Origin of the sequence: Aquisalinus flavus (assembly GCF_014640095.1) — a bacterium.
GTDB classification, from domain to species: Bacteria; Pseudomonadota; Alphaproteobacteria; order Caulobacterales; family Parvularculaceae; genus Aquisalinus; species Aquisalinus flavus.
The window spans coordinates 2319831-2343207 of record NZ_BMGH01000001.1 but is presented as its reverse complement, the minus strand read 5'-3'; the positions used below and the strand labels follow the sequence as shown (position 1 = coordinate 2343207).

The 23377-nt window shown below is 57.8% G+C and carries 18 protein-coding genes; 4 read left to right on the top strand and 14 right to left on the bottom strand.

Going from position 1 to position 23377, the window contains the following annotated elements:
• Nucleotides 1–373: 373 nt before the first annotated feature.
• The 4 genes from IEV88_RS10605 to IEV88_RS10590 all read right to left on the bottom strand — a co-directional run bounded on the left by IEV88_RS10605 (nt 374) and on the right by IEV88_RS10590 (nt 5431).
• Complete coding sequence (locus IEV88_RS10605; protein ID WP_188158471.1) at nt 374–2356, bottom strand: hypothetical protein; 1983 nt, start codon at nt 2354–2356, stop codon at nt 374–376.
• Nucleotides 2357–2401: 45 nt separating this feature from the next.
• Nucleotides 2402–4399, bottom strand: a complete 1998-nt coding sequence (locus IEV88_RS10600; RefSeq protein ID WP_188158472.1) for a hypothetical protein — start codon at nt 4397–4399, stop codon at nt 2402–2404.
• 24 nt (nt 4400–4423) lie between these two features.
• Nucleotides 4424–4744, bottom strand: coding sequence for an endo-acting ulvan lysase-like protein (locus tag IEV88_RS10595; protein ID WP_188158473.1), 321 nt, complete (start codon nt 4742–4744; stop codon nt 4424–4426).
• A 186-nt stretch (nt 4745–4930) separates the two neighbouring features.
• A complete protein-coding gene (locus IEV88_RS10590) occupies nt 4931–5431 on the bottom strand; it encodes a hypothetical protein (RefSeq protein ID WP_188158474.1) in 501 nt (166 codons plus the stop codon).
• Between the two features lie 471 nt (nt 5432–5902).
• Between IEV88_RS10590 and IEV88_RS10585 the strand changes: the two genes are divergently transcribed.
• Both IEV88_RS10585 and IEV88_RS10580 read left to right on the top strand, forming a co-directional pair.
• Nucleotides 5903–7615, top strand: a complete 1713-nt coding sequence (locus tag IEV88_RS10585) for a DUF4861 family protein (protein WP_188158475.1) — start codon at nt 5903–5905, stop codon at nt 7613–7615.
• Nucleotides 7616–7685: 70 nt separating this feature from the next.
• Complete coding sequence (locus IEV88_RS10580; protein ID WP_188158476.1) at nt 7686–8447, top strand: phytanoyl-CoA dioxygenase family protein; 762 nt, start codon at nt 7686–7688, stop codon at nt 8445–8447.
• Between the two features lie 22 nt (nt 8448–8469).
• Here IEV88_RS10580 and IEV88_RS10575 read toward each other — a convergent pair whose 3' ends face one another.
• The 5 genes from IEV88_RS10575 to IEV88_RS10555 form a co-directional block, all read right to left on the bottom strand.
• Nucleotides 8470–9324 carry an SGNH/GDSL hydrolase family protein gene (locus IEV88_RS10575; protein WP_188158477.1) on the bottom strand — a complete coding sequence of 285 codons (855 nt, stop codon included), beginning with the start codon at nt 9322–9324 and terminating at the stop codon, nt 8470–8472.
• Nucleotides 9325–9362: 38 nt separating this feature from the next.
• The gene (locus IEV88_RS10570; RefSeq protein WP_188158478.1) at nt 9363–10277 is read right to left on the bottom strand and encodes an alpha/beta hydrolase; all 915 of its coding nucleotides are present in this window, start codon (nt 10275–10277) and stop codon (nt 9363–9365) included.
• Nucleotides 10278–10314: 37 nt separating this feature from the next.
• Nucleotides 10315–11421, bottom strand: a complete 1107-nt coding sequence (gene bglB, locus IEV88_RS10565) for a beta-galactosidase BglB (RefSeq protein ID WP_188158479.1) — start codon at nt 11419–11421, stop codon at nt 10315–10317.
• A gap of 52 nt (nt 11422–11473) precedes the next feature.
• Complete coding sequence (gene rhaM, locus IEV88_RS10560; RefSeq protein ID WP_188158480.1) at nt 11474–11800, bottom strand: L-rhamnose mutarotase; 327 nt, start codon at nt 11798–11800, stop codon at nt 11474–11476.
• 67 nt (nt 11801–11867) lie between these two features.
• Nucleotides 11868–12641 (bottom strand): DUF1961 family protein, encoded by a 774-nt coding sequence (locus IEV88_RS10555; RefSeq protein ID WP_188158481.1) that lies wholly within the window; start codon nt 12639–12641, stop codon nt 11868–11870.
• A gap of 247 nt (nt 12642–12888) precedes the next feature.
• Here IEV88_RS10555 and IEV88_RS10550 point away from each other — a divergent pair, with 247 nt between their 5' ends.
• Nucleotides 12889–13530: an RpiB/LacA/LacB family sugar-phosphate isomerase gene (locus IEV88_RS10550; protein ID WP_188158482.1), complete on the top strand. Its 642-nt coding sequence runs from the start codon at nt 12889–12891 to the stop codon at nt 13528–13530.
• A gap of 49 nt (nt 13531–13579) precedes the next feature.
• Nucleotides 13580–14341 (top strand): 2-dehydro-3-deoxy-D-gluconate 5-dehydrogenase KduD, encoded by a 762-nt coding sequence (gene kduD / locus IEV88_RS10545; RefSeq protein ID WP_188158483.1) that lies wholly within the window; start codon nt 13580–13582, stop codon nt 14339–14341.
• A 26-nt stretch (nt 14342–14367) separates the two neighbouring features.
• On the opposite strand, the gene IEV88_RS10540 is transcribed toward kduD, so the two are convergent.
• The 5 genes from IEV88_RS10540 to IEV88_RS10520 form a co-directional block, all read right to left on the bottom strand.
• Nucleotides 14368–16095 carry an arylsulfatase gene (locus tag IEV88_RS10540; RefSeq protein WP_188158484.1) on the bottom strand — a complete coding sequence of 576 codons (1728 nt, stop codon included), beginning with the start codon at nt 16093–16095 and terminating at the stop codon, nt 14368–14370.
• A 33-nt stretch (nt 16096–16128) separates the two neighbouring features.
• Nucleotides 16129–18477, bottom strand: a complete 2349-nt coding sequence (locus tag IEV88_RS10535; protein WP_188158485.1) for a sodium:solute symporter family transporter — start codon at nt 18475–18477, stop codon at nt 16129–16131.
• Nucleotides 18478–18628: 151 nt separating this feature from the next.
• Entirely contained in the window at nt 18629–20098 is a 1470-nt protein-coding gene (locus IEV88_RS10530) for a sulfatase family protein (RefSeq protein WP_188158486.1), read from the bottom strand.
• 49 nt (nt 20099–20147) lie between these two features.
• A complete protein-coding gene (locus IEV88_RS10525; RefSeq protein ID WP_188158487.1) occupies nt 20148–21575 on the bottom strand; it encodes an FGGY-family carbohydrate kinase in 1428 nt (475 codons plus the stop codon).
• The gene (locus IEV88_RS10520; protein ID WP_188158488.1) at nt 21568–23235 is read right to left on the bottom strand and encodes a purine-cytosine permease family protein; all 1668 of its coding nucleotides are present in this window, start codon (nt 23233–23235) and stop codon (nt 21568–21570) included. The genes IEV88_RS10525 and IEV88_RS10520 overlap by 8 nt, the downstream gene beginning before the upstream one ends.
• Nucleotides 23236–23377 lie beyond the last annotated feature (142 nt).

Here is a 23377-nt window from a genome sequence, read left to right as displayed (position 1 = left end):
ATTTCAAATGCCTGGCTTTGAAATTCCGCTATATTCCGCGCACAGAGAGACCAGTTATTCGCCCAATTCCGGCCATTTTGACCGGGCGTCGCTGGTGCTCGTCAGGCGGTTCCGGAATAACGGAAACTCCAAAATGAAACGATCCAGTTTCAGGGGCTGACCTGAACCCGGCAGATTTGCGCTAGATTGACGTACCACAGGCGTAGTCTGAAGCATTCAAAACCAACGCATTTTCAGACAAGCGGCTGGTTGAACACTTCATTGCCGGTGCCTGTCGGCACGGCCTGTCTTCTGATGGGCGAAACCGCAATGCGGTGACGGCGTTCCATTACAAAGGCAAATCGCGGAGCAGAGCAAAGCGAATTAAACAAATTCAGTGTACAGTGAAATCGAGAATGTGCTGCTGTCCACCTGCGGTGATCGTGATGATCCCTGAGTCCCAGGGTGAGGAGACATACCGGCTTTCATATGCGAACTCAGGATTATAGTTTACCGGCTGATCATCAATCATTGGATGAGAGCGATCATCAAACATCGTCAGCCTTTTTCCGGACAGGCTGTCATATTGATAGCTGCCGCCATCATGGACGATCTGCGCGTTCAGCGCTGCCGTCCGGAAGGTCTCGAAGCTTGCATAGTCCCCATGCTCCGCAACTTCGATAATCACCGGCTGTCCATCGGCCTTCAGCCTGTAGAAATTTCCCCGATCTGCGTGCTTGGGGGCAAGCAGGTCATCCGCCTGTTCGAAGGTCGTGAAAGCGGCGCGGATCGCGACCCACGCATTCGGGCTGTCGATAAAGATGATGTCGCCGTCGACGGTCGTGTGTTCCTTCAGGCCCTCAGAGATGAAAATACCCATTGGATACTGCCTGTTATCACTCCCAAATTCGCTCCATACGTCTTCAAGTTTGCGGGCGATGAAACTGCCTTCAAATTGCACGGCATATTGTTCTCCCATGGCATCCTTGGGATAGATCAGTGTCGGGACAACCCGTTCCGGATAGGTCGGATCATCACCTGCCAGCAGAAGCCCATGCCACCAGCCTTGCGCACTGCCTGCTTCCCATGCCGTCGAGTGGTAGGGCGGGCGCATATTCGTGCCCAAAACGAAATTCGGGCTGACCCATGAATATTTAAGGACATCGGACTCCTCGACATCATAGAGTTTTGGCCTGATCGGATAGATGTTCTCCGGAACCGGTATCAGCTCTTCGGGAATATCGGGATCATCACCGGCGGACTTGCCGATCCGCCGTTGGGTAATCGAATAGGCAGGCGCGCTGTGCCTGTCTTCGAGGATGGCGTAGATGATCGGCGCCGGGCGATAGTCAGACAGGACCAATTGATAGTTTACCGCCCCTGCCGTGGTATCGTCCTTCAGGGTTTTGAGGTGATCAAGACCCCGACCGCCGGTGCCGAAATAGATCCAGGCAGGAATCATATGGGATTCCGAATTCGGCAAGAGCCCGCGCAGCTTGCGATGCCGCACCTTGCCGCCGCCGCGCTCGCCGGAAATCTGCTCCTCGGCCCAGAATGTCCACCACAGGTCCAGTGATTTCTGCGCCAGTGCCTTCATATTTTCATCAGGAGACAGATCGTAAATCAGGTAATACATGCTGTGCATGCGCCCGGAATAGCCGCCACTCGAAATCTCCGTCAGAAAGCCCTTGCTGGCACGCTGGATCATGTGCTGGCGCATGTATGCGCTGGTTGCGTCGAAATGTTCCTGCAAGGACTTTCCATCTTGCAATATGACATCCCTGAAGTCCGGATCCTCCTTGAGCACGAGCAGGTATCCCCAGGCGGTGACGATTTCCTGCCACCAGTGATTTTCACTGTTCCAGTAATAATAGGTCTGGTGCTTCAGGCTGAACTCATAATGATCGAGCTTGGACCAGAAGTTGAGATACTCAACCATGTAATCCAGTAGCCTGATTTCGACATCGCGCGGGATTGCTCCCTTTCTTTCTGTTCCGTTCGTGCCGAACATGGCAATGGCTGATGCATGATACTCACCGGCCCAGTAGGAACTGTGCGGTGCTTTGGTCTGGGCGGGATTGTCCAGATAATATTCAGCCACCTTGTCGAGCAACATGGCTGATTGCCTGTCCTTCCCGGGGTCGGTTTTCAATTGCAGATAGGCCCTGGCAGAGAGGGAGATATTGAACAGGCGAGAAAATATTTCCTCTTCATGTTCGGGGTGCTGGGTGATGGATAGTTCCGGGACAGGATTCGATACGAAATGAGTCAGCGCCTGGTCGATGCGCTCCTCCGTCTCCGGATCCATGCCGGCAGCAGCGGTAGCGAGGCTGGTCAGGGCGAATACGAGCCCAACGACTGAAATTCTGGTTTTCATGATCATTGCCTTCCCAGAGAGGACTTGCCATCTCATTATTATAGATCAGTGTACGGTAAAATCGATAACGTGCAACTCGTCGCCAACAGTGATCGTGATAATCCCGCTGTCCCAGGCAGACGAAATGTACCGGCTGTCATAGGCCATGGCAGGGTGAAAATTAACGGTTTGATCGTTGATCATTGGTGCGGATCGATCATCAAACATCGTCAGCCTGTCACCGGAGAGGCTTTCATAGTGATAGGCACCGTTTTCGAACGAAAGCTTCGCGTTCCGAACGGTTGCCTCAAACTCCGTGAAATCCGTATAGTCGCCATGCTCGGCTACCTCGATGATGACGGGCTGGGTATCCGTCTCAAGCAGGTAGAAGTTGCCTGCATTCTGTTGAGCGGCGGTAAGGATCTCGTCAGACCGCGCAAACCCTGTCTTGGCAGCTCTCACGGCGACCCAGGCAGTTGGGCCCTCAATGAAAATGAAGTCGCCATCGAGTGTCGTATCGTTCTTCAGCCCTTCCGAGACGAACACGCCCATCGGGAAGTCCGTATTGTCCGACACCTGGCTCCATGAATCGTTCAGCTTCCGCGCCATGAAACTCGTCTTCGACTGCACCGCATATTGCTCGCCCATCGAATCGCTCGGATAGATCAGTGTCGGCACGACCCGGTCCGGATAGCCGGTCTTGTTGCTCTTCAGCAGCAGGCCATGCCACCAGCTCTGCGCCTGGCCGGCGACCCATTCCTGGACGTCGTAGGGTGGGCGCATATTGGTGCCAAGAATGAAATTCGGGCTGACCCAGGAGTATTTCAGGACACTGCCGTTTTCATAGTCGAAAAACTTGTGCTTCGGGATGCCGGTGTTTCCATAGAGATCCCTTTCCGGGTTCGGAGCGATCAGTGCCTCCGGCAAATCCTCGTCCTGTCCGGCAGATTTTCCTACGCGACGCTGCGTGATCGCGTAGGCTGGTGCCGTCTCGCGGTCCGCCAAAATCTTGTAGATGATCGGGGCGGGGCGATAATTTGACAGCAGCGCCATGTAATTGCCCGCCATGACGGTAGAATCGCCGTCGAGATCCTTGAGATAGTCCTTGTTCCGGGTACCGATGCCAAAGTAATACCAGGCCGGCACCATGTGGATTTCCGTGTTGGGAAGCAGGCCCCGTAATCGCCGGTGCCTGACCTTGCCGCCGCCACGCTCGCCGGAAATCTGCTCCTCGGCCCAGAAGGACCACCACAGATCGAGGGTCTTGGCGGCAAGGGCCTTCAGATCCTCGTCGGGGGAAATGTCATGGATCAGATAGTACATATTGTGCATGCGGCCGGAGTATCCGCCGCTCGAGATTTCAACGAAAAATCCCTTTTTGGCGCGCTGCCGCATATGTTCTTTCATATAGGCGACAGTAACCTCGTAATGTTCCTGCAAGGTCTTGCCGTCCGCGAGCTTCGTGTCCCTGAAATCCGGATCGTCCTTCAGCGCGAGCAGATAGCCCCAGCTGGTAACGATTTCCTGCCACCAGTGATTCTCGCTGTTCCAGTAGTAATAGGTCTGGTGCTCAAGACTGAATTGATAACGGTCTGGACGCGACCAGTAATTCAGATAATCAACCATGTATTCGAGCATCGTGATTTCGGCGTCTCTGGAAATGGCGCCTTTGCGTACGGTGCCGTTGATGCCAAACATGGCCAGCGCTGCCGCATGATATTCACCCGCCCAGTAGGTCGCGTCCGGGTCAGGAATTTCGATCGGATTATCGATGTAATATTGCGCCACCTCTTGCAGGAGCGCGCTGGAATAGGCGTCCTGAGACGGGTCGGTGCTCAATTGCAGGTAGGCTCGAGCCGAACGAGAGATGTTGAAGTGCCTCGAGAAGACCTGTTGGGGTTTTACAGGGTGCTGGGTGACCGGCAACTCCTCGGAAGGATTTGCAACGAAGAGCGTGAGTACCTGTTCAATGCGCTCCTCCGATTCCAGGCCGGCCGCAAAGGCGTTCTGGCCAGCTATGGCAATTGCAAATACTGCAGCGAAGGCAAGAGTATGTATCTTCATGGTATTCTCCCTGTTTAAAAATCCCTATTTTGTTTGAAAAAAGGCTTCTTCATTTCTGGGTACTTCACAAGAGCGCACGCGTCGTCTTGCTGTCCAGAATGCTGGAGTTCCTGATCCGGCTGGCTCCAGCAGGAAGTCGCCAAAGCGCAACGCCTGACCATCGCCGATATAGGCTTCCTCGATTTCCCCCGAGCCGGATAAAGTCAGCACGGCGAAACGACCGAGAAATTCCACTGGCAGGTCCTCATGTGTGTAGGTCTCGCCAGCCTCCTGCGCGATAATACACTGAACAAGGTCACGGCCATCGACATTGCTGGCGCGGTCTGAGGAACTGACCCAGATCAAGGGACGGGAGGTTTCCCTTGAGGCGGGCTCCGAGTTGTCCGAAGCTGCGCAGCTGGTGCCCAGAGGTACAGCAAGGGCAGCAGTCATTCCGTATGCAAAGTGAATTATGGCTGTCCTGCTGGTCATTTGCCATCTTTCTGGCTTGTGGTCGAGGGGGCATGTATAGAGTGTCGCCGCGTCAGGCACTTATTCCGCTGCGATGAGTTGTGCGCAGAATGTCACCGCGTTGTCCGTGGAACGTGCCCTGAAATCGAGATAGCCGTTGGCGTTCATGCCCATCCAGAATGGGTAGCCGTCCAGTTTGATCCGGAAATAGCCATCGCCAGTATCTTCGAGGCTCATGAGCAACGCCGCTTTTCCCTCCGCCTGGGCAAACAGGCGTGTCTCTTCATCCATGAGCACGAACTGTTCATGACCAAAGCTGAAGAGGGCCACCGTGTCTTCAGTCGCGGCCTGTACGAACCGAAAGATACTGTATTCGTCCGTTACGGCACCGCGAACAGCAAGCCGGGGAACATCCTGGTTTCCGGCCCGGACATAGTTCTTTCCCTTGGCGCCTCGCAGGGCGAGGGCAATAATGTCCCCTGCGGCGGGCACGCCGGTCGAGCAGGTCTCATCAGGATCCAGAACAAGCTTGTCCCTGAAAGAATCTTGCCCTGCGGCTGTCGAAGCGAACAAGAAGGGCATGATGGCAGTCGCCAAAAGACCTGGAAGCGATAGACACCTCATGATTTCCTCCCGGGTGCGCAATTATGATTATTTGGCATCTTATACGATCATTTATGATAAAAAAAGTGCTCGATTTATGTTGAGTCCATGTGCGCTGAGGCCGGTGGCGCATACGCGTCACGGCGTTGCAATGCGTCGGGTTGTGAAAAGTATAATGAAAACAGAAGCCTAGAATAGGCTCATGCCCCTCGGCGGCAGGGTGCCCGGATCCGTATTGAAGCAAGGCGGCTAAGCTTCTTGCAGTATCGAAAAGTATAGGTCACAATTGCGCACGACGGCGCGAGCATCTATGCTGGGCCAAAACCGCTTGCATAGGTCGTTCATGCGGCGGAAAGGGAGCCAGTGATGATGAGGATGACATCCTACGATAATCTGCATCGTTTCTCGATGTCCTCAGGTCTTCGGAGCCTGCTTGCGGCAGTTGCCGCGATGCTCGTTGGACTGGCGCCGTTAATGGCCGTCGCCGCTGAAGGAAGCGACGCGATAATCGTCGATGCCGAGCAGGTAAAGGGGTCATCCCCTCAGCCCGATCTCGTGCTGTCCTATACCGGCACGCAAGGTCGCGACCACGATATCTATGTGTTCAGACCGGCGCAGGCCGCATCAGATACACAGTATCCGGCGGTGGTCATGTATCATGGCGGTGGATGGAAGAGAGGTACGCCCGATCAGTTCTACAGGCATGCCCGCGTGTGGAATGATCTCGGCCTCGTGGTCCTGCTGCCTGTTTACGGGCTGGAGGACACCCATGGCGCCACACCGAAACAGTCAGTCGAGGATGCGTTTCTGGCATGGCAGGCAATCGGTGAGCAGGCACAGGCCCTCGGAATAAATCCGGATGCGATTGGTGCCGGAGGCGGGTCCGCCGGGGGTCATCTGGCGGCAGCCCTGGCGACACTGGAGCCGCCGGCATCGGTGACGGGGCATCGTCCGCCTGCCGCCCTTGTCCTGTTCAACCCGGTCATCGACAACAGCCCCGGGGGCTATGGCGCTGACCGGATCGGGGCGGACTGGGAACGCTTCTCGCCATTTCACAATATCGGTCAGGAACATCCGCCCGTTCTCTTCATGCTGGGCGATTCCGATGAACTGATCCCGGTCGACACCGCAGAAGCTTATTGTGACCGCGTCAGGGCGCAGGGAAGTGACTGTGTCCTCAAAGTCTATCCCGATGCCGTGCACGGATGGTTCAATCGGGAGGGCTTCATCGAGACGCTGCAGGAGTCGACAAGGTTTCTCGTTGATGCGTTTTCGCTAAAGCCGGTCAGCTTTCTGCAGGGCGGTACGATCGATGCCTTCCTGTTGATACAGGATGGCGACGGGGATTATGTCCCGCTTGCCCATGACACCGCCTATGTCGCGCCGGAGGATCACAAACCCATGGGGCCGCTCCTGCGCTATGAGGGGCCGATCGTGGAGGGGCAGGCATTCGGCATGCGCGCCTATTTCGACGAGCGTGCGCGGTTCGACCTCTTCGCCAAGACGGGCCGAACCCTGGCCTTGCGCGGGGCCCGCAACAATTATCTCGAAATGGCGGAATGGGGCCGGGACCCGCTTTTCGTTGGCCAAAGCCTTGGCTTTGCTACGCCCGCGATCGTCACGCCCGAGGGGGCTCACGTTGCTGCCGACGTAAAGGAGCGCAGTGTGACGACCAGCGTGTCCGATACAGCAGCGCGGTTTACCCTCGGTCTGCGGGGCTGGAATGTTGCGGGCGTGGAACTCGACGCCACTCACACTGTGATGGTCGAGACCGGTGCGGATTTCATCATACACCGCCTCGCCGTCGATGGTGCCCTGCCCGGGGACCTTGTCGCCGGCCTTGTCCGGCACGAGGCAGCAGAAATGCGCGCGGGAGACGTCGGCAGTGTCAATTACCTGCTCACCTATGGCGCGCAAACAGACAAGCAAGAGGGTCTTGGCATGGCGATCGTCTACGCGGCCTCGGCGGGGAAAGAACCGTATAATGATGACCTGTCTCATCTGGCCGTTCTGGCACCAGAGGGAGAGGCGGCAAGCGTCGAATACTGGGCGACGGCGGACTGGGCGCTTGATCCTGATTTCGCCGCAGATATTGACGCGTTCGAGATGAAGGTCCGCGACCTGGCGCGACGGGCGAACGAACGATGGTCGCATGAACAATAACGGGGACAACAGCCTGCCTGATCGGGCGCGTCTTTGCCCATCATGACAATACGGCCTCAAGGAGGTTAAAATGAATATCGTGAAACAGCGTCAGCTCTCTGAAAATGAAATCCAGAAATACAAGGATGATGGATATCTTGTGCTGCCGGAATTTATCGACAGGGCCAGAATAGACGCCTTGGTCGACGAAATCTATGCGGCGCTTCACCATGAGACCGGCTTATCCAGGGCAGAGCTCGGGATCGCGACGTCAAACGCAGATCGCCTGAGACAGACACAAGCCTATCTGCGCGGGTCTCTGCTGGATGAGCTGATCAATGGCGAGGGCACAAAATCGGTCGCAAGCCAGCTGATTGGTGGGCCGGCAGTCCCATATAATCCGTTTACGGCGTATAAGGGCTGTAGCGGCGGTCAGTTCGACTTCCATCAGGATAATAATTATACGCGGCATGAGCCTGCGCTCGGGTCCATCAATATCTGGGTCGCTCTGACAGACATGACACCGGAAAACGGGTGTCTGCGGGTCGAACCGCAATCCCACAAGAAGGGTGTGCTGGGATCTATCGATGCCGGCGACAATGTTCACCGGAAACTTGCGCATGACCCCGATCACTACGAGGCCCTGTCGATGAGGGCGGGCGATGCCGTTGCCTTTACCCGGCTGACGGTTCATGGCAGCGGGCCGAACACGACCGACACGCCTCGCATTGCCTATGCGCTGCAGTATCATCGCGATGATGTCGAGTATCTCGATATGAAGGACAACGCCTGGAAACTGCTGGTGGATAATCCGCGCTTCCAGATCGCGCCGATGGACATTTTTCAGGGGTGATGTCCAAAAATGAAATCGCCGATCAATCACCATCGCTGTCGAGATGATGTCCGATGATTCGTGCGACCTCGATGCCTTGTAGCTCGCTGGCAGCTGGGGTGAAGTGAACATTGCCTGGGGCGACGATCCACGCGTCAAGATGTGGCAGGGTAAAGCTGTACAGATCGTTGATCGCAACGTCCGCGCTCATCATGACATCAATGGCAGCTTCGTTGTACCTTGCAGCGTCCTCGACAAATCGGCCCGGTTCCCCTTCCGGCACCGGCGTTGTCGTAGCGAATATGAGTGCAGCATCGGGCGCAATCTCCCGGAAGTAGCCGATCGCCTCGCGCAGATTGCTGGTATAGGTTCCGATCGAATTGACCTGTGTGCCTTTCTGCTTGTCCATCTTGCCCGCAGAGATGTATTTCAGATCATGGAGGCCGGCATTGAAATGGATTACATCCCAGGTCATCGCCCATGGATCGCTCAGTGCCGGGTCGCTCATACTGGTATGCATGGCCTTCATTTTCGAGATGATCATCCCGGAGTCTGATCCGTTTGCCGGCAGGCGGATCACGTTCGCTTTGCCGTCCAGTTCAGCGCGCACCGTCGCCGTATAGTCGATCGAGATGGAGTCCCCATAAATGAGGACATTTGGAAGCCCATTACTATAATCCCAATAATCGAGAGATGGATGAGCCTGTGTCTTTGGCCTGTTGCGAAAACTCTGTGTGACCAGAGCGTCCCATCTTTCACGCGCCGTTGTGCGTGTTTCCCTTGCGTCTTCGCGAGTCTCTTGCTGCTGTTGCCTGGCCTCAGCCGTTGAGACACAGGAGATGGTTCCCAGAACAGTGGAGCACATGAGAGAAAGAGACAGTGTGCGGTAGGGGATCATCAGCCTGTTCCTTTTGTCATTGAGAAGACACAGCGAATTTAGCGGCCATCAATGCTGCGAAGAAAGTCAAGGGCGTCCCGCAGGGTGCCTTCGTAACCAGCCTGATCATGGTTGAACCAGGCGTGACCGGCATTGTCGTAGATTTTTACAGAGCAATCGGAGCCGGCAAGGCGCACTTGGACGCAGTATGCCTCGGCTGTTGCGACCGGGATCAGCCGATCTGAATCGCCGAGGAGTATGACTGTCGGCGGATGATCTGCGCCGATATTGTGCAGGGGCGAGAAATCCTGCCAGTAGTCCTTGACGCGGGAATAGCCATAGCCATCGGGGCCGTTGTCGATCACGGGATTGAACAGGACAAGGCGTGCAGGAGACGTCAGCCTGGTGGTCGGCTCCGGCGGCGGAACTGTCGCAAGGGCAGCAGCGAGCTGGCCTCCGGCAGACGCGCCGCCTGCATAGATCCGGGCAGGATCGATATTCAGTGCCGGCGCTGATAGATGAACAAACGACCACGCGCGGAAGGCATCAACGAGCGCGTCGTGCGGCGTGCTCGCATCCTCATCGCTGATGCTGTATTCAGGCAAGGCAACGACAAAGCCGGCATCGGCGATGACCCGGGCCTGGCGGTAGAACTGGACCGGGCTGCCTTCGCGCCAGGCACCGCCGTGAAAGAGCACCAGTCCGGGATATCGCTCTCCGGGAACGGCATCGGCGGGGCGGAAAATCTCGATCCGGTGGGATTGTCCCTTGATGCCGGTATAGTCAAGGGACTGGTCCGGTGCGGCGCCCATCGACGCGGCGGCTTCCTCAAGGAAGCGCCAGATATCGGCGGGGCGCCCCGACGCCAGGTCAGCGGCTGGCGGGACCTGCGCACAGGCCGGCAGGGCACTGACGAATGATCCCAGCATGATCCAGCAGGCCTTGGTGAGAGATGTGACCAGCGAATGGATCATGGGTCGTCCCCTACAGGAGTGAAGCCGTCCGTGTAGCCTATATGTATTTTCGCAGGAATTCACCGAGCGCGCACATGGCCAGGCTTTGGCCATAGGGCATGGAAGTCAGGGGGATGTCGCGGTAGAACTGCAGATCGTCGCCCATATCGGTCCCGAAGCTGACCTGTTGCAGTTCGCCTGCATCGTCGATGTTTTCCAGAATGCCGCGGATGGCGGCAATGCCGATATCCTCGAACTCCGCCGGCAGATAATGTTTGCGCACGCCCTTGAGGATGCCATAGGCAAAGCCCGCCGTGGCTGATGCCTCGAGATAGCTGGAAGGATCGTCGATCAGCGTATGCCACAGACCGCTCTCGTGCTGATGGTTCGCGAGGGCCTTGACCTGGGACAGCAAGGTTTCGAGGAGAAACTCGCGGAAATGATCGCCCGGCTTCAGATCGAGCATCTCGATGATCTCCGGAATGGCGATCGTGATCCAGCAATTGCCCCGTGCCCAGCGCGCCCGGGCGAAATTGTGCCGCTCGAGGAACGTCCAGCCATGAAACCACAGGCCCGTTTCGGTATCGCACAGATACTTCGTGTGCAGCAGGAATTGCCGCTTGGCTTCTTCGATATAGTGCGGGCGGTCGATAACCTGGCCGATGCGGGCCAGCGGCAAGGCCGACATCATCAGCGTGTCGGCCCATATCTCGCCCGTGTTGATGTCGTTGTAGACGACGTGCTGGAAACCGCCTTCCTCCGTCCTCGGCAGTCCGTGCATGACCCATTCTGCCCATGTATCGAGATAGGGAAGATGGGACAGATCGCGGTCCGCATCATACATATTTGCGAGCGTGAGGAACGGGGCCACGGTGTTGATGTTCTTTGTTGCCGTGCCCTCGGCAAAGCGATCGGCAAACCAGCCCTGGATGATCGCCAGGATCTTCGGGTCCTTGTTCTGCTGGTAGAGATTCCACAGGCCGAAGAGGCCGACGCCATGGGTCCATTCCCAGCCAGACCAACCCTTGGTGTCTATGATGCGTCCGTCTTCGAGGTGAAGCAGGAACTCGCCTGTCTCGTCCTTGATGGTCAGCAGGTTATCGATCAACCTGCCGATCGCATCGGTAACGGTGGCTCTTTCGATAGAGTGGACAAGGTTGGGCATTTCTTACTCCGATTGCGGTGGTCTATGCCGGCCGTCAGATGACGTACCGGGATCATTTCATGTAGAAGACCTGGTCGAGGTCATGGGTAACAGGTTCATTTGTCGGCGCTGTTTCCATCAGGGGCGCCATATACTCCCACCATTGCCGCATGACCGGATGGTCAGGCAGGCTCGCCAGGCTGTGACCGGGTGCGAGCTTCATGCAGGCAAACAGCGTCAGCGATTGCCGGTCGAGAAAGATGGAATAGTCGTAGATGCCGGACTCCGACAGGAGCTTGCTGAGTTGCGGCCAGATCTCGTCGTGCCGCTTACGATATTCCTCAACGTTCCCGGGGAGAAGTTGCATTGTAAATGCGCGGATTTCCGCGGTCTGATCCATGTCTACCCTCCTCCTGTGAACGGGGGCTGAATGCCGTATCTGTTATGGGCCCGGTGCGGTTCAGGATTTATGCGGGGGCCAATGCGCGTACCTGGAAATCGGCATACTCCGCCTTCAAGGGTGCCATTTGCCTGAAACCGATATGACCGCTGCCCGGCATCGGTTGATCCTCCGGCGCGGTCCAGTCGACGAGCTTGAGATCGTCCACGGTAAAGGTGACGCGGCGGCCCTGCTTGCGCAGGACCAGCTGGTGAAGCGGATTTCCTTCATGGACGCAAGGGATCGGGTCCGGACCGGTCTGCAGCAACTTGAACCCCGGCGCGTATCTGAGGTTGACGACATGCAAACCGCGCTCCGATTCCCAGCGGCGCCGGAAATAGGACATGCTGAGATATTCCAGATCGCTGCTATTATACTGGTCATAAAGACCATGACGCTCGGCAAGGCGGGCATCGAAAGGAGAGGTCAGCGCGCCATTCACAATTCCCTTTGTCGCAAAAATCAGGATACAGAGGCCAGGTTCGCGCACTGGACGAAATTTCCAGCTGACTTCGATATCGGCCGGAAATTCTTCCGGACACCAATGAACGAAATTTGCGGCCTGCCCGTCTTCCATCGGCCGGGCATTTTCCATCACCATCAGGCCGTCCTCGGCCTTGATGATGGCCGAGCCCTCGACACGCCAGTCCTTGATGTCGCTTGCTGACGAAAAGCTGTTTTGATAGATAAGTTGCCCTGAATCAGCATTTCCGGCCGCCTGTGCTGCCATCAAGGGGAGCGTCGGGCCGAGTACAGCGCCTGCACTCGCGATCTTCAGAAAGTTTCGTCGTGTATCGGCCATGATGTCCTCCTGGTACCGGCAATGTCATTCGTGCATTGTTCGACTCACACAGTGTCACGGAAAGAAATCAGACGCAAGATAATGCGCAAAAATGACAATATATGATTGCATGTGATGGAAGCGTATGCTTTTAGTCGCCTGCCGGCTCCGCGTATGCTGCCATGGCTTGCATCGGCAGGCTGCGTGTCGGCCAGGACCGGGAAACGGCCCTGTCAGCGTACACTCCGGCAATTAACAGGAGAATGCCATGAAAATTGCGCTTATCATCGAAAACAGCCAAGCCGCGAAAAGCAGCATCGTTAATGATGCGCTAACTTCAATCGCGGAGCCGCTGGGTCATACGGTTTTTCATTATGGTATGTATTCCGCGGATGATGCAGCGTCCCTGACCTATGTCATGAATGGTCTGCTCGCCGGGATCCTGATCAATTCGAGGGCGGCGGACTTCATCGTGACCGGGTGCGGGACGGGCATGGGCTCGAACCTCGCCTGTAACGCCATGCCTAATGTGATCTGCGGCCTCGTCTATGACCCGACCGATGCCTTCCTCTTTGGCCAGATCAATGACGGCAATGCGATCGCCATGCCCTATGCCAAGGGCTTTGGCTGGGCCGCGGAACTGAACCTGCAGGATTGCTATCGCAAGCTGTTCGAGGTTGAGCGCGGCCTCGGCTATCCGAAAGAGCGCGCCGCGATCATGGCCAAGAACCGCGGCATTTTCAACGAGGTCAAGGACGCCGCGACCCATGACATGCTGACGATCCTGAAGACCGTCGACCAGGACCTCCTCAAAGCTGCCATCGCCGGCGAAAAGTTCGAGGAGTATTTCTTCGCCAACGCCGAAGACGGTGCCCTCAAGGACTATATCAGGGACGTTCGCGCATCCTGATCAGCGTGATGAACGCGACCATTTATCGTATTGAGACGGAGGAAAGCGCATGAGCAAGGCGAGTTTCAGTCTTGAAGGCAAGACAGCGATCGTGACGGGCGCCAATACCGGTCTGGGGCAGGGGATGGCTGTTGCGCTGGCCGAGGCTGGTGCGGATCTCGCACTGGTCGGCCGCTCGGCGCCGGACGAAACGGTAGGCATGGTCGAGGCAGCCGGGCGCAAGGCGCTTGTCATCGAGGCTGACCTCGGCTCCCTAGATCCGGTGGACGGGATCGTTCAGGAGACACGGGACACGTTTGGCGGGGTGGATATCCTCGTCAACAATGCCGGCATCATCAAGCGGAACGACGCCATCGATTTTACCACCGAAGAGTGGGATGCCGTGATGAACATCAATCTGCGCACCCTGTTCTTCCTGAGCCAGGCCGTTGCCCGGGCAATGCGTGACGCTGGAAAAGGCGGCAAGATCATCAATATCGCGTCGATGCTGTCCTTTCAGGGGGGTATCCGGGTGCCGTCCTATACCGCGTCGAAATCCGGCGTGATGGGGCTGACCAGAATCCTGGCCAATGAATGGGCGCAGTACGGAATAAACGTCAATGCGATTGCGCCCGGATACTTCGCGACCAACAACACCGCCGCCCTGCAGGCTGACGAAAAGCGCAATGCCGAGATCCTCGGTCGTATCCCGTCCGGGCGCTGGGGCGATCCCTCGGACCTTGCAGGCGCCGTCGTTTTTCTCGCGGCTCCGGCGTCTGATTATGTCCAGGGCATTACGCTGCCGGTTGATGGCGGCTGGCTCGCTCGGTAGGCCTGACCGCTGTCGAGCCCTGGCGGTCAGTCGTCCAGCTTTTCGATCTCGATAAACTCGAAGCCATTCTTCTCGCCGTCGATGACGACCCAGGCTTCGAGGCGCAGCGGTCCCTCGCTGAGATCTATTGCCTCGATACGCGCTTCCAGTTCCGACTGCAGGATCTGGCGCTGTATCGTGCGGTCACCGAGCCTGATCGTCACGTCATGGGGGGCGTCGAGCAGCTCGCTCCAGCGAAACGTCATCCGGTAGCGACCCGCCGCCCGGACGGTAAGGTCATAGTGACCGTTTTCGCCATCGATCAATCCGCCATCGATCCAGTCCTGCCGGCTGAGAGTGACAGGGTTCTGCACAGTATCGCCGATCCATGTGCGCTGCGGCTCATAGGATCCTGTGCGTGTCCGGGACAGCCAGTCCTCATAGGCGGTGGTCAAGGCCGCAACAATCTCCGGGCGATCCGCGGCAATATCCCGGGTCTCGTTCGGGTCCTCTGCGAGGTTATAAAGCTCGAACCGTGCCGTCTCCTCGGAGAACGGCTCGACACCGCGCCCCACAGGCTGGACCAGCTTGTAGTCGCCGCGACGGACCGCGATGTTGCGGTAGGGAACCGGTACGGAGCCCCGGTGAAACTGGAAGAACAGGTCACGAGCGGGGAGCTTTGCCTGCGGATTGGCCAGAACCGGCAGCAGGCTGATCCCGTCCAGCTCCGCTTCCGTCCGGACATCGAGAATATCGAGGATTGTCGGCATGACGTCTTCGACAATGCCAGGCTCGGTGCGTGTGCCGGGGCGGGCAATTGAGCCCGGTGCTCTGATGATCATCGGAACGCGAATACCGTTTTCATAGACAAAGGTCTTGCGCCCCCGCAGTCCGCTTTCCCAAAGATCTTCCTGTTTGTGCAGGCTGGATGTTCCATTGTCTCCGACGAAGATGATCATTGTACGGTCATCTATTCCAAGCTCGGCAAGCGTATCCAGTACGCGGCCGACATTGTGGTCGATATTGGAGATCATGCCGTAATAGCGGGCAGTTTCCTCGCTCAGCCCGATCTCCCGGTAGGGATCGGCAAAGGAATCGCCGACCGTGAGCGGGTGGTGTGGCGTGTTGAACGATATGAAGGCAAAAAACGGTTCGCCGTCGGATTGCGCCGAGCGGGTGATGAAGTCGATTGCCGCGTCGGCGAATAGATCCGGTGCGTATCCGTCGAAGTCGCGGTCCGTGCCGTCATCGATCAGTATCGGATCGAAATAGGACCGTCCTTGCGGTGGATTGTACGGCATGCCGATCATGCCACCGATATGGGTCAGAACCCTGTCAAATCCCTGGTCCTGCGGCCGGGCCGGCGCATTGTCTCCCAGATGCCATTTGCCGAAAAGGCCGGTAGCGTATCCTTGCTCGCGCAGAGCCTCGGCGAGAGTGATCTCTTCCGATGGAAGGATCGCGTTGCCGCTTTGCGTATCCAGTACCCCAAGGCGCATGGCATGACGCCCGGTCATCAAGGCGGCGCGGGTCGGCGAGCAAACCGGTTGCGCATAGAACTGGTCAAACACGACGCCGCTCGCTGCCATGGCATCGATCCTTGGAGTCTTCAGCACGGGATTTCCGTTATAGCCGACGTCACCATATCCCTGGTCATCGGTCATGATGACGATCACGTTTGGCCGGTCGTCCCCTAGTGCAGCCGATGGCAGGCACGAGGCCAATACGAGGGCAGCCGATAGCGCGACTGCGGCGGAGGGGTTGATCCGTTGCATGTCCAGTTCTCCTTGCGGGACGCGGCCTTGGCGCTATCCCTTGCGAATGGTCAGTCCCGTCAGGTCCTTTGTGGGCGAGGGGAATAACCAGCTTGCCGCATACCCCACGACGATACAGGTGAAGACCCCCACGGTGAGGAACACTGTGGCATGCAGGTCAAAATATGTCTTGGCGATGAAGTTGGCAGCGACCGAGGCAATCACGCCAGCCCAGATCCCGGCGGCATTTGTCCGGCGGCTGAATATGCCGAGGACAAAGGTCCCGGTAACCGGCCCGACGATCAGTCCGGTGACGGCGAGGAACAAATCCCAGATCGACTGCAAGCCACTCAAGGTACTGAGGATTACCGCCGCGCCGGTTGCGAACAAGCCGAGACCGACAGTGAGCCATTTCCCGAGGCGGAGGGCGCTTGCATCGGTGGCGTTAGGGTTGAGGCGCCGGTACAGGTCCTCGACCATGATGTTGGACGTGCTGCTGAGCGCGCTCGAGACCGTCGAGATCGTTGCTGCGAGCAAGGCGATGACCACCAGGCCGGCCATGCCGGGAGGAAGGGCGGTTGCCGCAAAAAACGGGAAGATTCCGTCTGGCGGCATCGCCGGGCTGAGCATCTCGGGCCTGCTCGAGTAGTAGAGGAACAGCACGGTGCCGAGGCCGAACAGGACGAAATTCAGGGGAACGGCGACGCCGAGCTGGGAGACGGCGGCGAGCTTCGCCCCTTTTTGGGTCTTGGTTGACTGCACCCGCTGAACGAAGTTCTGGTCGCCAATATAACCGAGCGACGTTACCAGCGAATTGAGGAAGAGGACCAGGGCAACAGGTGCCGAGAAGTCGATCCGCAGGTCAAACATCTTCAGCTTGTCGAGGCGGTCAATCAGAGCAACCGATTCTGCCTGGGTCGTTTCCATGCCCAGGACGGCGAAAGCCAGGCTTCCGACGATTGCTGCGACCATGATCATGGCTAGAAATACGTCAGTCCATACAACGGCCTCAAACCCGCCCAAGGCGACAAAGATGGTCGTGCAAAGGCCCATGATCAGGATGCAGTAAATGATGGGCAGGCCAAAGATCGCGTTGATGGCGACCGCCGGCAGCAGCAGGATCGCGGCGGCCCGTCCCAGAATCTGGTTCAGCGAAAAGCCGAGGAAACCGAGGAATCGGACTGAAAAGCCGAACCGGTTCTCCAGATACTGATTGGCGGATGGAAAGTTCAGACGGCGGATGATCGGTACGTAAAGGAACGTATAGAGGGGGACCTGAATGATCACGAGGTAGATGGCGATCGTGAGATAGGTCCAGTCGCCGCGGAAGGACATAGCCGGCATGGCCATGACCGTAATCGCACTCGCGCTCGTCGCGAAGATACTGAGGGCGGCGGCCCACCATGGAATGGCTTTCGAGGACCGGAAATAATCATGGGTCGACTTGCTGCGGCCCGAATAGCGAAGGCCGATCAGGAAAATCATCGAGAACAGGCCGATGACGATGATGTAGTCCAGCATCCTGAGACCGGCCTTTGGCTGGACCACTGTTACGTCGAAGATACCGTCGGTCGAGATCACGGAAAATCCCGGCGAGGCCTGGACGGTGCCGAGGACCTGGAGTCGCTCCCGGTTTGCATCAGCATAGAACCACTGGTCGGTCACGACATGATACAGAAGGGTTCGTGTATCGGCCTCCAGCCGGTTGAAGAAGGCGATGTGGGTCGAACCGACCCCGACGCTGGTCCAGCCTGCGAGCGCCTCAGGCGACGGAGAGAGGGTTGTCCAGCTCGTATTCTTCGGATCCCAGACGACACTCGCCCTGTCCGATGTGACGAACAGTCTGCCGTTCAGTGTCGTGAGGGATGACTGCCCGGCGATCGGGGTTTCCTGCACATTGACCGGCTGCCAGCGGGCGTCGGTGCTGCTGACATCAAGTGTCCAGAGCTGCGGGGCGGGGGCCGAGGAGAGAAGGAAAAGCTCGCCATTGAGCAAGGCGGCCGAGGGGGCGTCGACGGTCCCGGGCAACGGCCATGTCGTCTGCGGTGATGCCGTATCACCGTCGATTGTGAGGGCTTGCACATCAGTGTTGGTGATCAGGTATGCGGCATTGTCCGCTGAAAAACCGGTCAGCAGCAACTGCGCCGAGGGGTCTTGCTCCAGGGTCTCAAGAAGGTTTGCGGGAAGGGTGACCTGCTCTGCCCGCGACCAGTCGAAATAGTCGAAGTCGATCGATTCCTGTGCCGCAGCAGGGGTGATGATGGTGTGCACCAGCCCGGCCAGCAGCAGAAGCCATGCGAAGAGTGATTCTTTATTTTGGACCTGGGTCATCAAGCCTCCCCTTTGTTTTATTGCCAGGCAGGATGGAGCGAGAGACCCTGTGCCGATGGCGAATGCGGGCAAGTCAACCTGCCAGCGACGCCCGACGATGATATCGAACCAGTACGACCCAGTCTTTGATTTTTATGGCTTACGCCTTCGTTTCGAACATGAATTATCACAAATGAACAGAAATGCACATTAATTAATCCTGCGACGACGTTTTGTGCGCGCCTCAGCGCGGTCCGGGATCGTTGATTCGGGTCGCGCCTGCCTGTTCGCCGGGGATTGTTCCATTCGGCGGGCGCCCGCCGGGGTATAGTTGTTCGAAGGTGTCAGGGTCATGCCGGTTGACCGTTTGTTGTTCTACCGGCGGGATCGTGTCGCCTGTGCGGTCTCGCCATTCGTTCAGAAGCTGGCGGAGATCCTGCAATATCTCGCCATGCTCCGGCGATGAAACCAGATTGTTCGTCTGCTGCGGATCTGTGGAAACGTCAAAAAGAAGTTCCTCGGGCCGATTTGTCGAGAATGCTTCCAGCTCGACTGTTGTCAGTTCTCCGCTCTCACGCAATCTGAGCAATTCTGCATAGGTCCCCGTGTCATGGTCGACCATCTGGAAACTGTATTCGCCGGGCGTGAAATCGCGGATATAGACGAAATCGCCCTTGCGCACCATTCTCCCCACGCCGCGCTGGACGTGCCAGTTGCGCTCACCGAAGACGACTTGTCTGGTTTCCGCCTCCGGGTCCTTCAAGACGGGGAGCATACTGACACCTTGAACAGTCTCAGGAACCGGAAGGCCTGCAACCTCGAGAAAGGTCGGGGCGATGTCGATGAGGCTGACAAGGGCGTCGCTTACCTGACCGCCCTGTAGCCCTCCATCGGGCCAGTGAGCGACAAGCGGGGTGCGCATACCTGCATCATACAATGTTGTCTTGCTCCTAGGAAAGGGCCGGCCGTTGTCGCTGGTGACGATGACGAGCGTATTGTCGAAGACGTCCTGCGCCTTCAGTTCCGCCACGACCTCGCCAACAAGCCGGTCATACCTGCGAACCTCGTCCAGATAGCTCGCATAGTCCTCGCGTGATGCCGGCGTGTCCGGAACCCCTGCGGGCAAAGTGACTGACGAGGGGTCGTGCGGCGTAACAGTACTGTCAGCCTCCCATGGCCTATGGGCGTCGAAGCTGGCAAGCCAGAAGAAAAACGGCTTGTCCCCGGGGCGTTGCTGCAGTTCCGAAATCCAGGTATCGGCTCCTGTGTAGTCATCAGTATACAAAATATCGTTTACTTTATCGAAGGCGGATTTCGGCGCAGGGCCCATATGCCATTTCCCGGCGGCGAGGGTATAGTAGCCGGCCTCCTTCAGGGCTTGCGGGAAGGCAAACTGGCCTTCCGGCAGGGGCATGTGCAGTTCCGGAGCGCCGTGATTATGGGGATATCGCCCGGTGATCAGACTGTTCCGGCTCGGACTGCACGAACTGGCAGCGACATAGGCATTGTCGAACAGCACGCCATCGCGCGCCAGCTGATCGAAATGCGGCGTTGATATATCAACGCCGTAGGCGCCGAAATCCTGCGAGATATCGTCGGCGATGATGAGCACGATATTGGGGCGATCCGATGGGGATTCCTGTTCTACGTCCGGTGCGCAGCCTGCGACAGCAACACAGACCAGAACACAGAGAAGTTTTCCGAATGCTGACATGATGTTTCCCCTATAGTCTTGGATTAAAGTTTCTGATCAGTACCGTGACTTAATTGCCTGGCGGCGTTTCGGACATCTCGGCGCCGTGCCTCAACAGCGAAGGGTCGCGAGCATCTGCGGCGCGGCGTCGCCATTCGCGCGCATATCCGTCGAGGCCGGGCAGATGGAGGGGGCGTGCCGGGTGCGCGAAGTCGAATGACGTGGGGTTGCCATCGGTCATTGCCGCATAGCAGCCTGAAATGACGCCGCCTGATGCCCGGAACTGGTGGACGGCCTGGGTCGGACGCAGCGCCGCGAGGGTGGCGCAGAGCAGATCATTGGAGGCGAAGCTGCCTTCAATGACGATGTCGTTGCGGGAGGAAAGATTGGTCAGAAGCTGGTCAAGCATCAGCGCCGAATAGAGCGTTGCGAGCGCCTTGCCGTTCCAGGGCCTTCCGACAAGGGAACCGGCTCTGCCAGCAAAGGGGCCGGAGCCGTGTTCAAACGAGGGGAGACCGAATATCCCGGCATCAATCGTTTGCGCCAGATCCTGTTCCTGGCAATCGGTTGCCACATCGCAATTGGTCATCTCGCATATCCTGGCGAACTCACGGCCGCCCATGTAGCGAGCGGTCGCCACCGGCGTGCCGTCGGCATCGACATTTGCCAGCATATCGAGCTCTGGCCGGAGTGAGGTGAGAGGCGTTTGCGGGCTCATCGCGACGCTCCACGTGCCCGTGGAAATCACCGTTGGCCGTTTCGCCGGCGGCATTGCCAGATGCGGGTAATAGCCGGCATTGCTGTCATGCATACCCGGAAAGACGATACAGTCCGGCGGCAAGCCGGTGACGGCGCAAATATCGGGCAGTACACGGCCGAGCGGCTCCGATGCCTTGCGCAAGGGAGGCAGCATTGCGCGTATGCCAAGCCGGTCGACGAGCGAGGAAAATTCTCCGCGCGGGACATCCCACAGATCCGTATGACAACCGAGGGATGTCACCTCTGAAGACATCACACCTGTCAGCAGCCATGCCCAGTAATTGGGATAGAGCAGGATCGCCGCGCGCTCCTGCTGGTCACCCGTCAGCAGACTGAGCTGGTGGTGGATTTGCCGGCCGAGATTCAGCCCGGAGGGCATCAACGGCGAATATGTCTGGTCGAAGGGAGGGCGAAGGCGGTCATACCGGTCGTCGCCATAGCCATCATATTCATAATCCATTGCAGGCAGCGCCGGCCGGCCCGTCTCCCTGTCGATGATGACCGCTGCTGCGCCGTGGGTTGCGATACCGATCTTCCTGATGGTCTGATCCTTTCCGACTTCGCGCAGCTGTTCGAAGAGGAAGGACCGGATCCCGTCCAGGTCCAGCGCAGTATACAAGCCATGCTCTATCGGCGCGTTGCTTGTGCGACGGGAATAGACGATCTCACCATCGGTCGAGAGAACCGATACTTTCACATGTGTCTTGCCGACATCGAAGACAAGGTAATTATCACTCATGGTCAGCCACATCGTCCTTGTCCGGCGCGCCGAGAATAACAATCAGTATAGAAATGAAAAAGTACACGATCGTCGGCACCAGAAGCACATTCTTGGCGGTAGTATCCTCTCCCGAGATATAGCCGTAAAGGCCTGTTGCGAGGAGCACGATCAGGCAGGTAGCCGACAGCGCCAGGCCGATATGGTGCCACCCGACGCCCGGTCGGGAGACGGAGACACTGCCGGCATCCAGCCATGCCTTTTCATCACGCCGACGCCGGACTTCGGCTTCCTCCATCGCCGCTGCCTGCGAACGATCGACAGACCCGGCGCCAAGGGCCAGGGCGAGCAGGGGATAGATAATCAGTGCGACAAACCAGGCTGGCAGGAACAGGAACAGGATGTGAATGGCGGCGGCGAAATGGAGGAAGGCTGCTGCGAGTAGCGCCAGCAGCCAGGTTGCGACAGCCGGAATATTGATGAGGGACCCCCTGACGGCACGCCAGTACCGGATCCCGCCGAGTCGCCTGAGCAGATAGTGTTCAGCGACGATGATGCCACCGGTCGGTGCCATCACCAGCGCCATGATGCCGAGGAAATTGAGCAGGCCGGTAAAGACGAACGGAAAACCGGCGATCACTGTCGTTACGACGCCTACGGCAATGGTAACTTTCGTACGTGACAGGCCGGGGAAAACCGACTGGAAGGCCAGCCCGGCACGATAGATCGTCGGGTTCGAGGTCGTCCAGCCCGCTATGATGACGGCCAGGATGCCGACAGGTCCGAGTGCCTGAAACGCGACCGCACCCGCATCGAGCGAGGTCAGGCTGGTAGACAGCAGGACCGCAGCGCCGGCCCCCATGACCCCGGCAGCCAGCCATGCCGCAAAATGGCCGATAAACATGCCAAGAGCCGAGTACCAGCCATACCATGTCTTACGGGCAAATCGCAGCATCGACATATCGCCGAGGGCGCCGTGAAAGGCAAGATTTGCCCCCCATGCGATGGCAACCACATGCCAGAAGTTCATGCCGGACTGCTGGTCGATCCAGATCGATGTTTCTGCCAGCAGAATGAAGTCGCCGAAAGTCTTGATACCGGTGACGGCGGGCGTGGCCTCAATCAGGACCGGCATGATCACCAGCGCTCCGACGAGGAACATGCAGACCAGCCAGGGCGCCGATACCTCGGCAAAGCGCGCCACGAATGTGAAACCTTTGGCGGCCGCGAAGGTCACGACTGCGCCAACGCACATAACGACGAGAATGAAGCCGGTATCGGACGGATACCACTCCACCTGAGGGGGTATGTCGAAAAGGATCCTGACGGCACTCGCGGAGACCGTGATCATTGCGCCTGCAAGGATACAGAAGAGGGCCCCGTTGATGAGGCTGTAAATTTTCATGAAACCCGGGCCGGCAATCTTTTCCATATAGGCGTAGAGTGTCAGGCGCGTGTTTGTTGCAATCGGTGTACAGATCAGGACCCAGGTGAGCACCGCGAGCAGGTTTCCGAGGGCAAGACCCTTGATGACGTCCATGGCGCCGACGCCCCATGCGACGAACATGGCCCCGATGACGAATTCCGTCCCGGCAATATGTTCGCCGGCAAAACCGGCGGCAAAATACCTGCCAGGCTTCAATCCGCTTGGGGAGACCGGGGTGCGAACATACTCGCTCATGGGGCGTTTCCAGCTTGCATTATTGTCTTGCTTCTTGAACGCTAGCCATGGATGCGCAAAAGTGCAACAAAATGATTGAAAATGGCGTAATGCGTGTTAGTTTGCCCCTGACGCAATGTGGCGCGGCATTCGAAGGATAGTA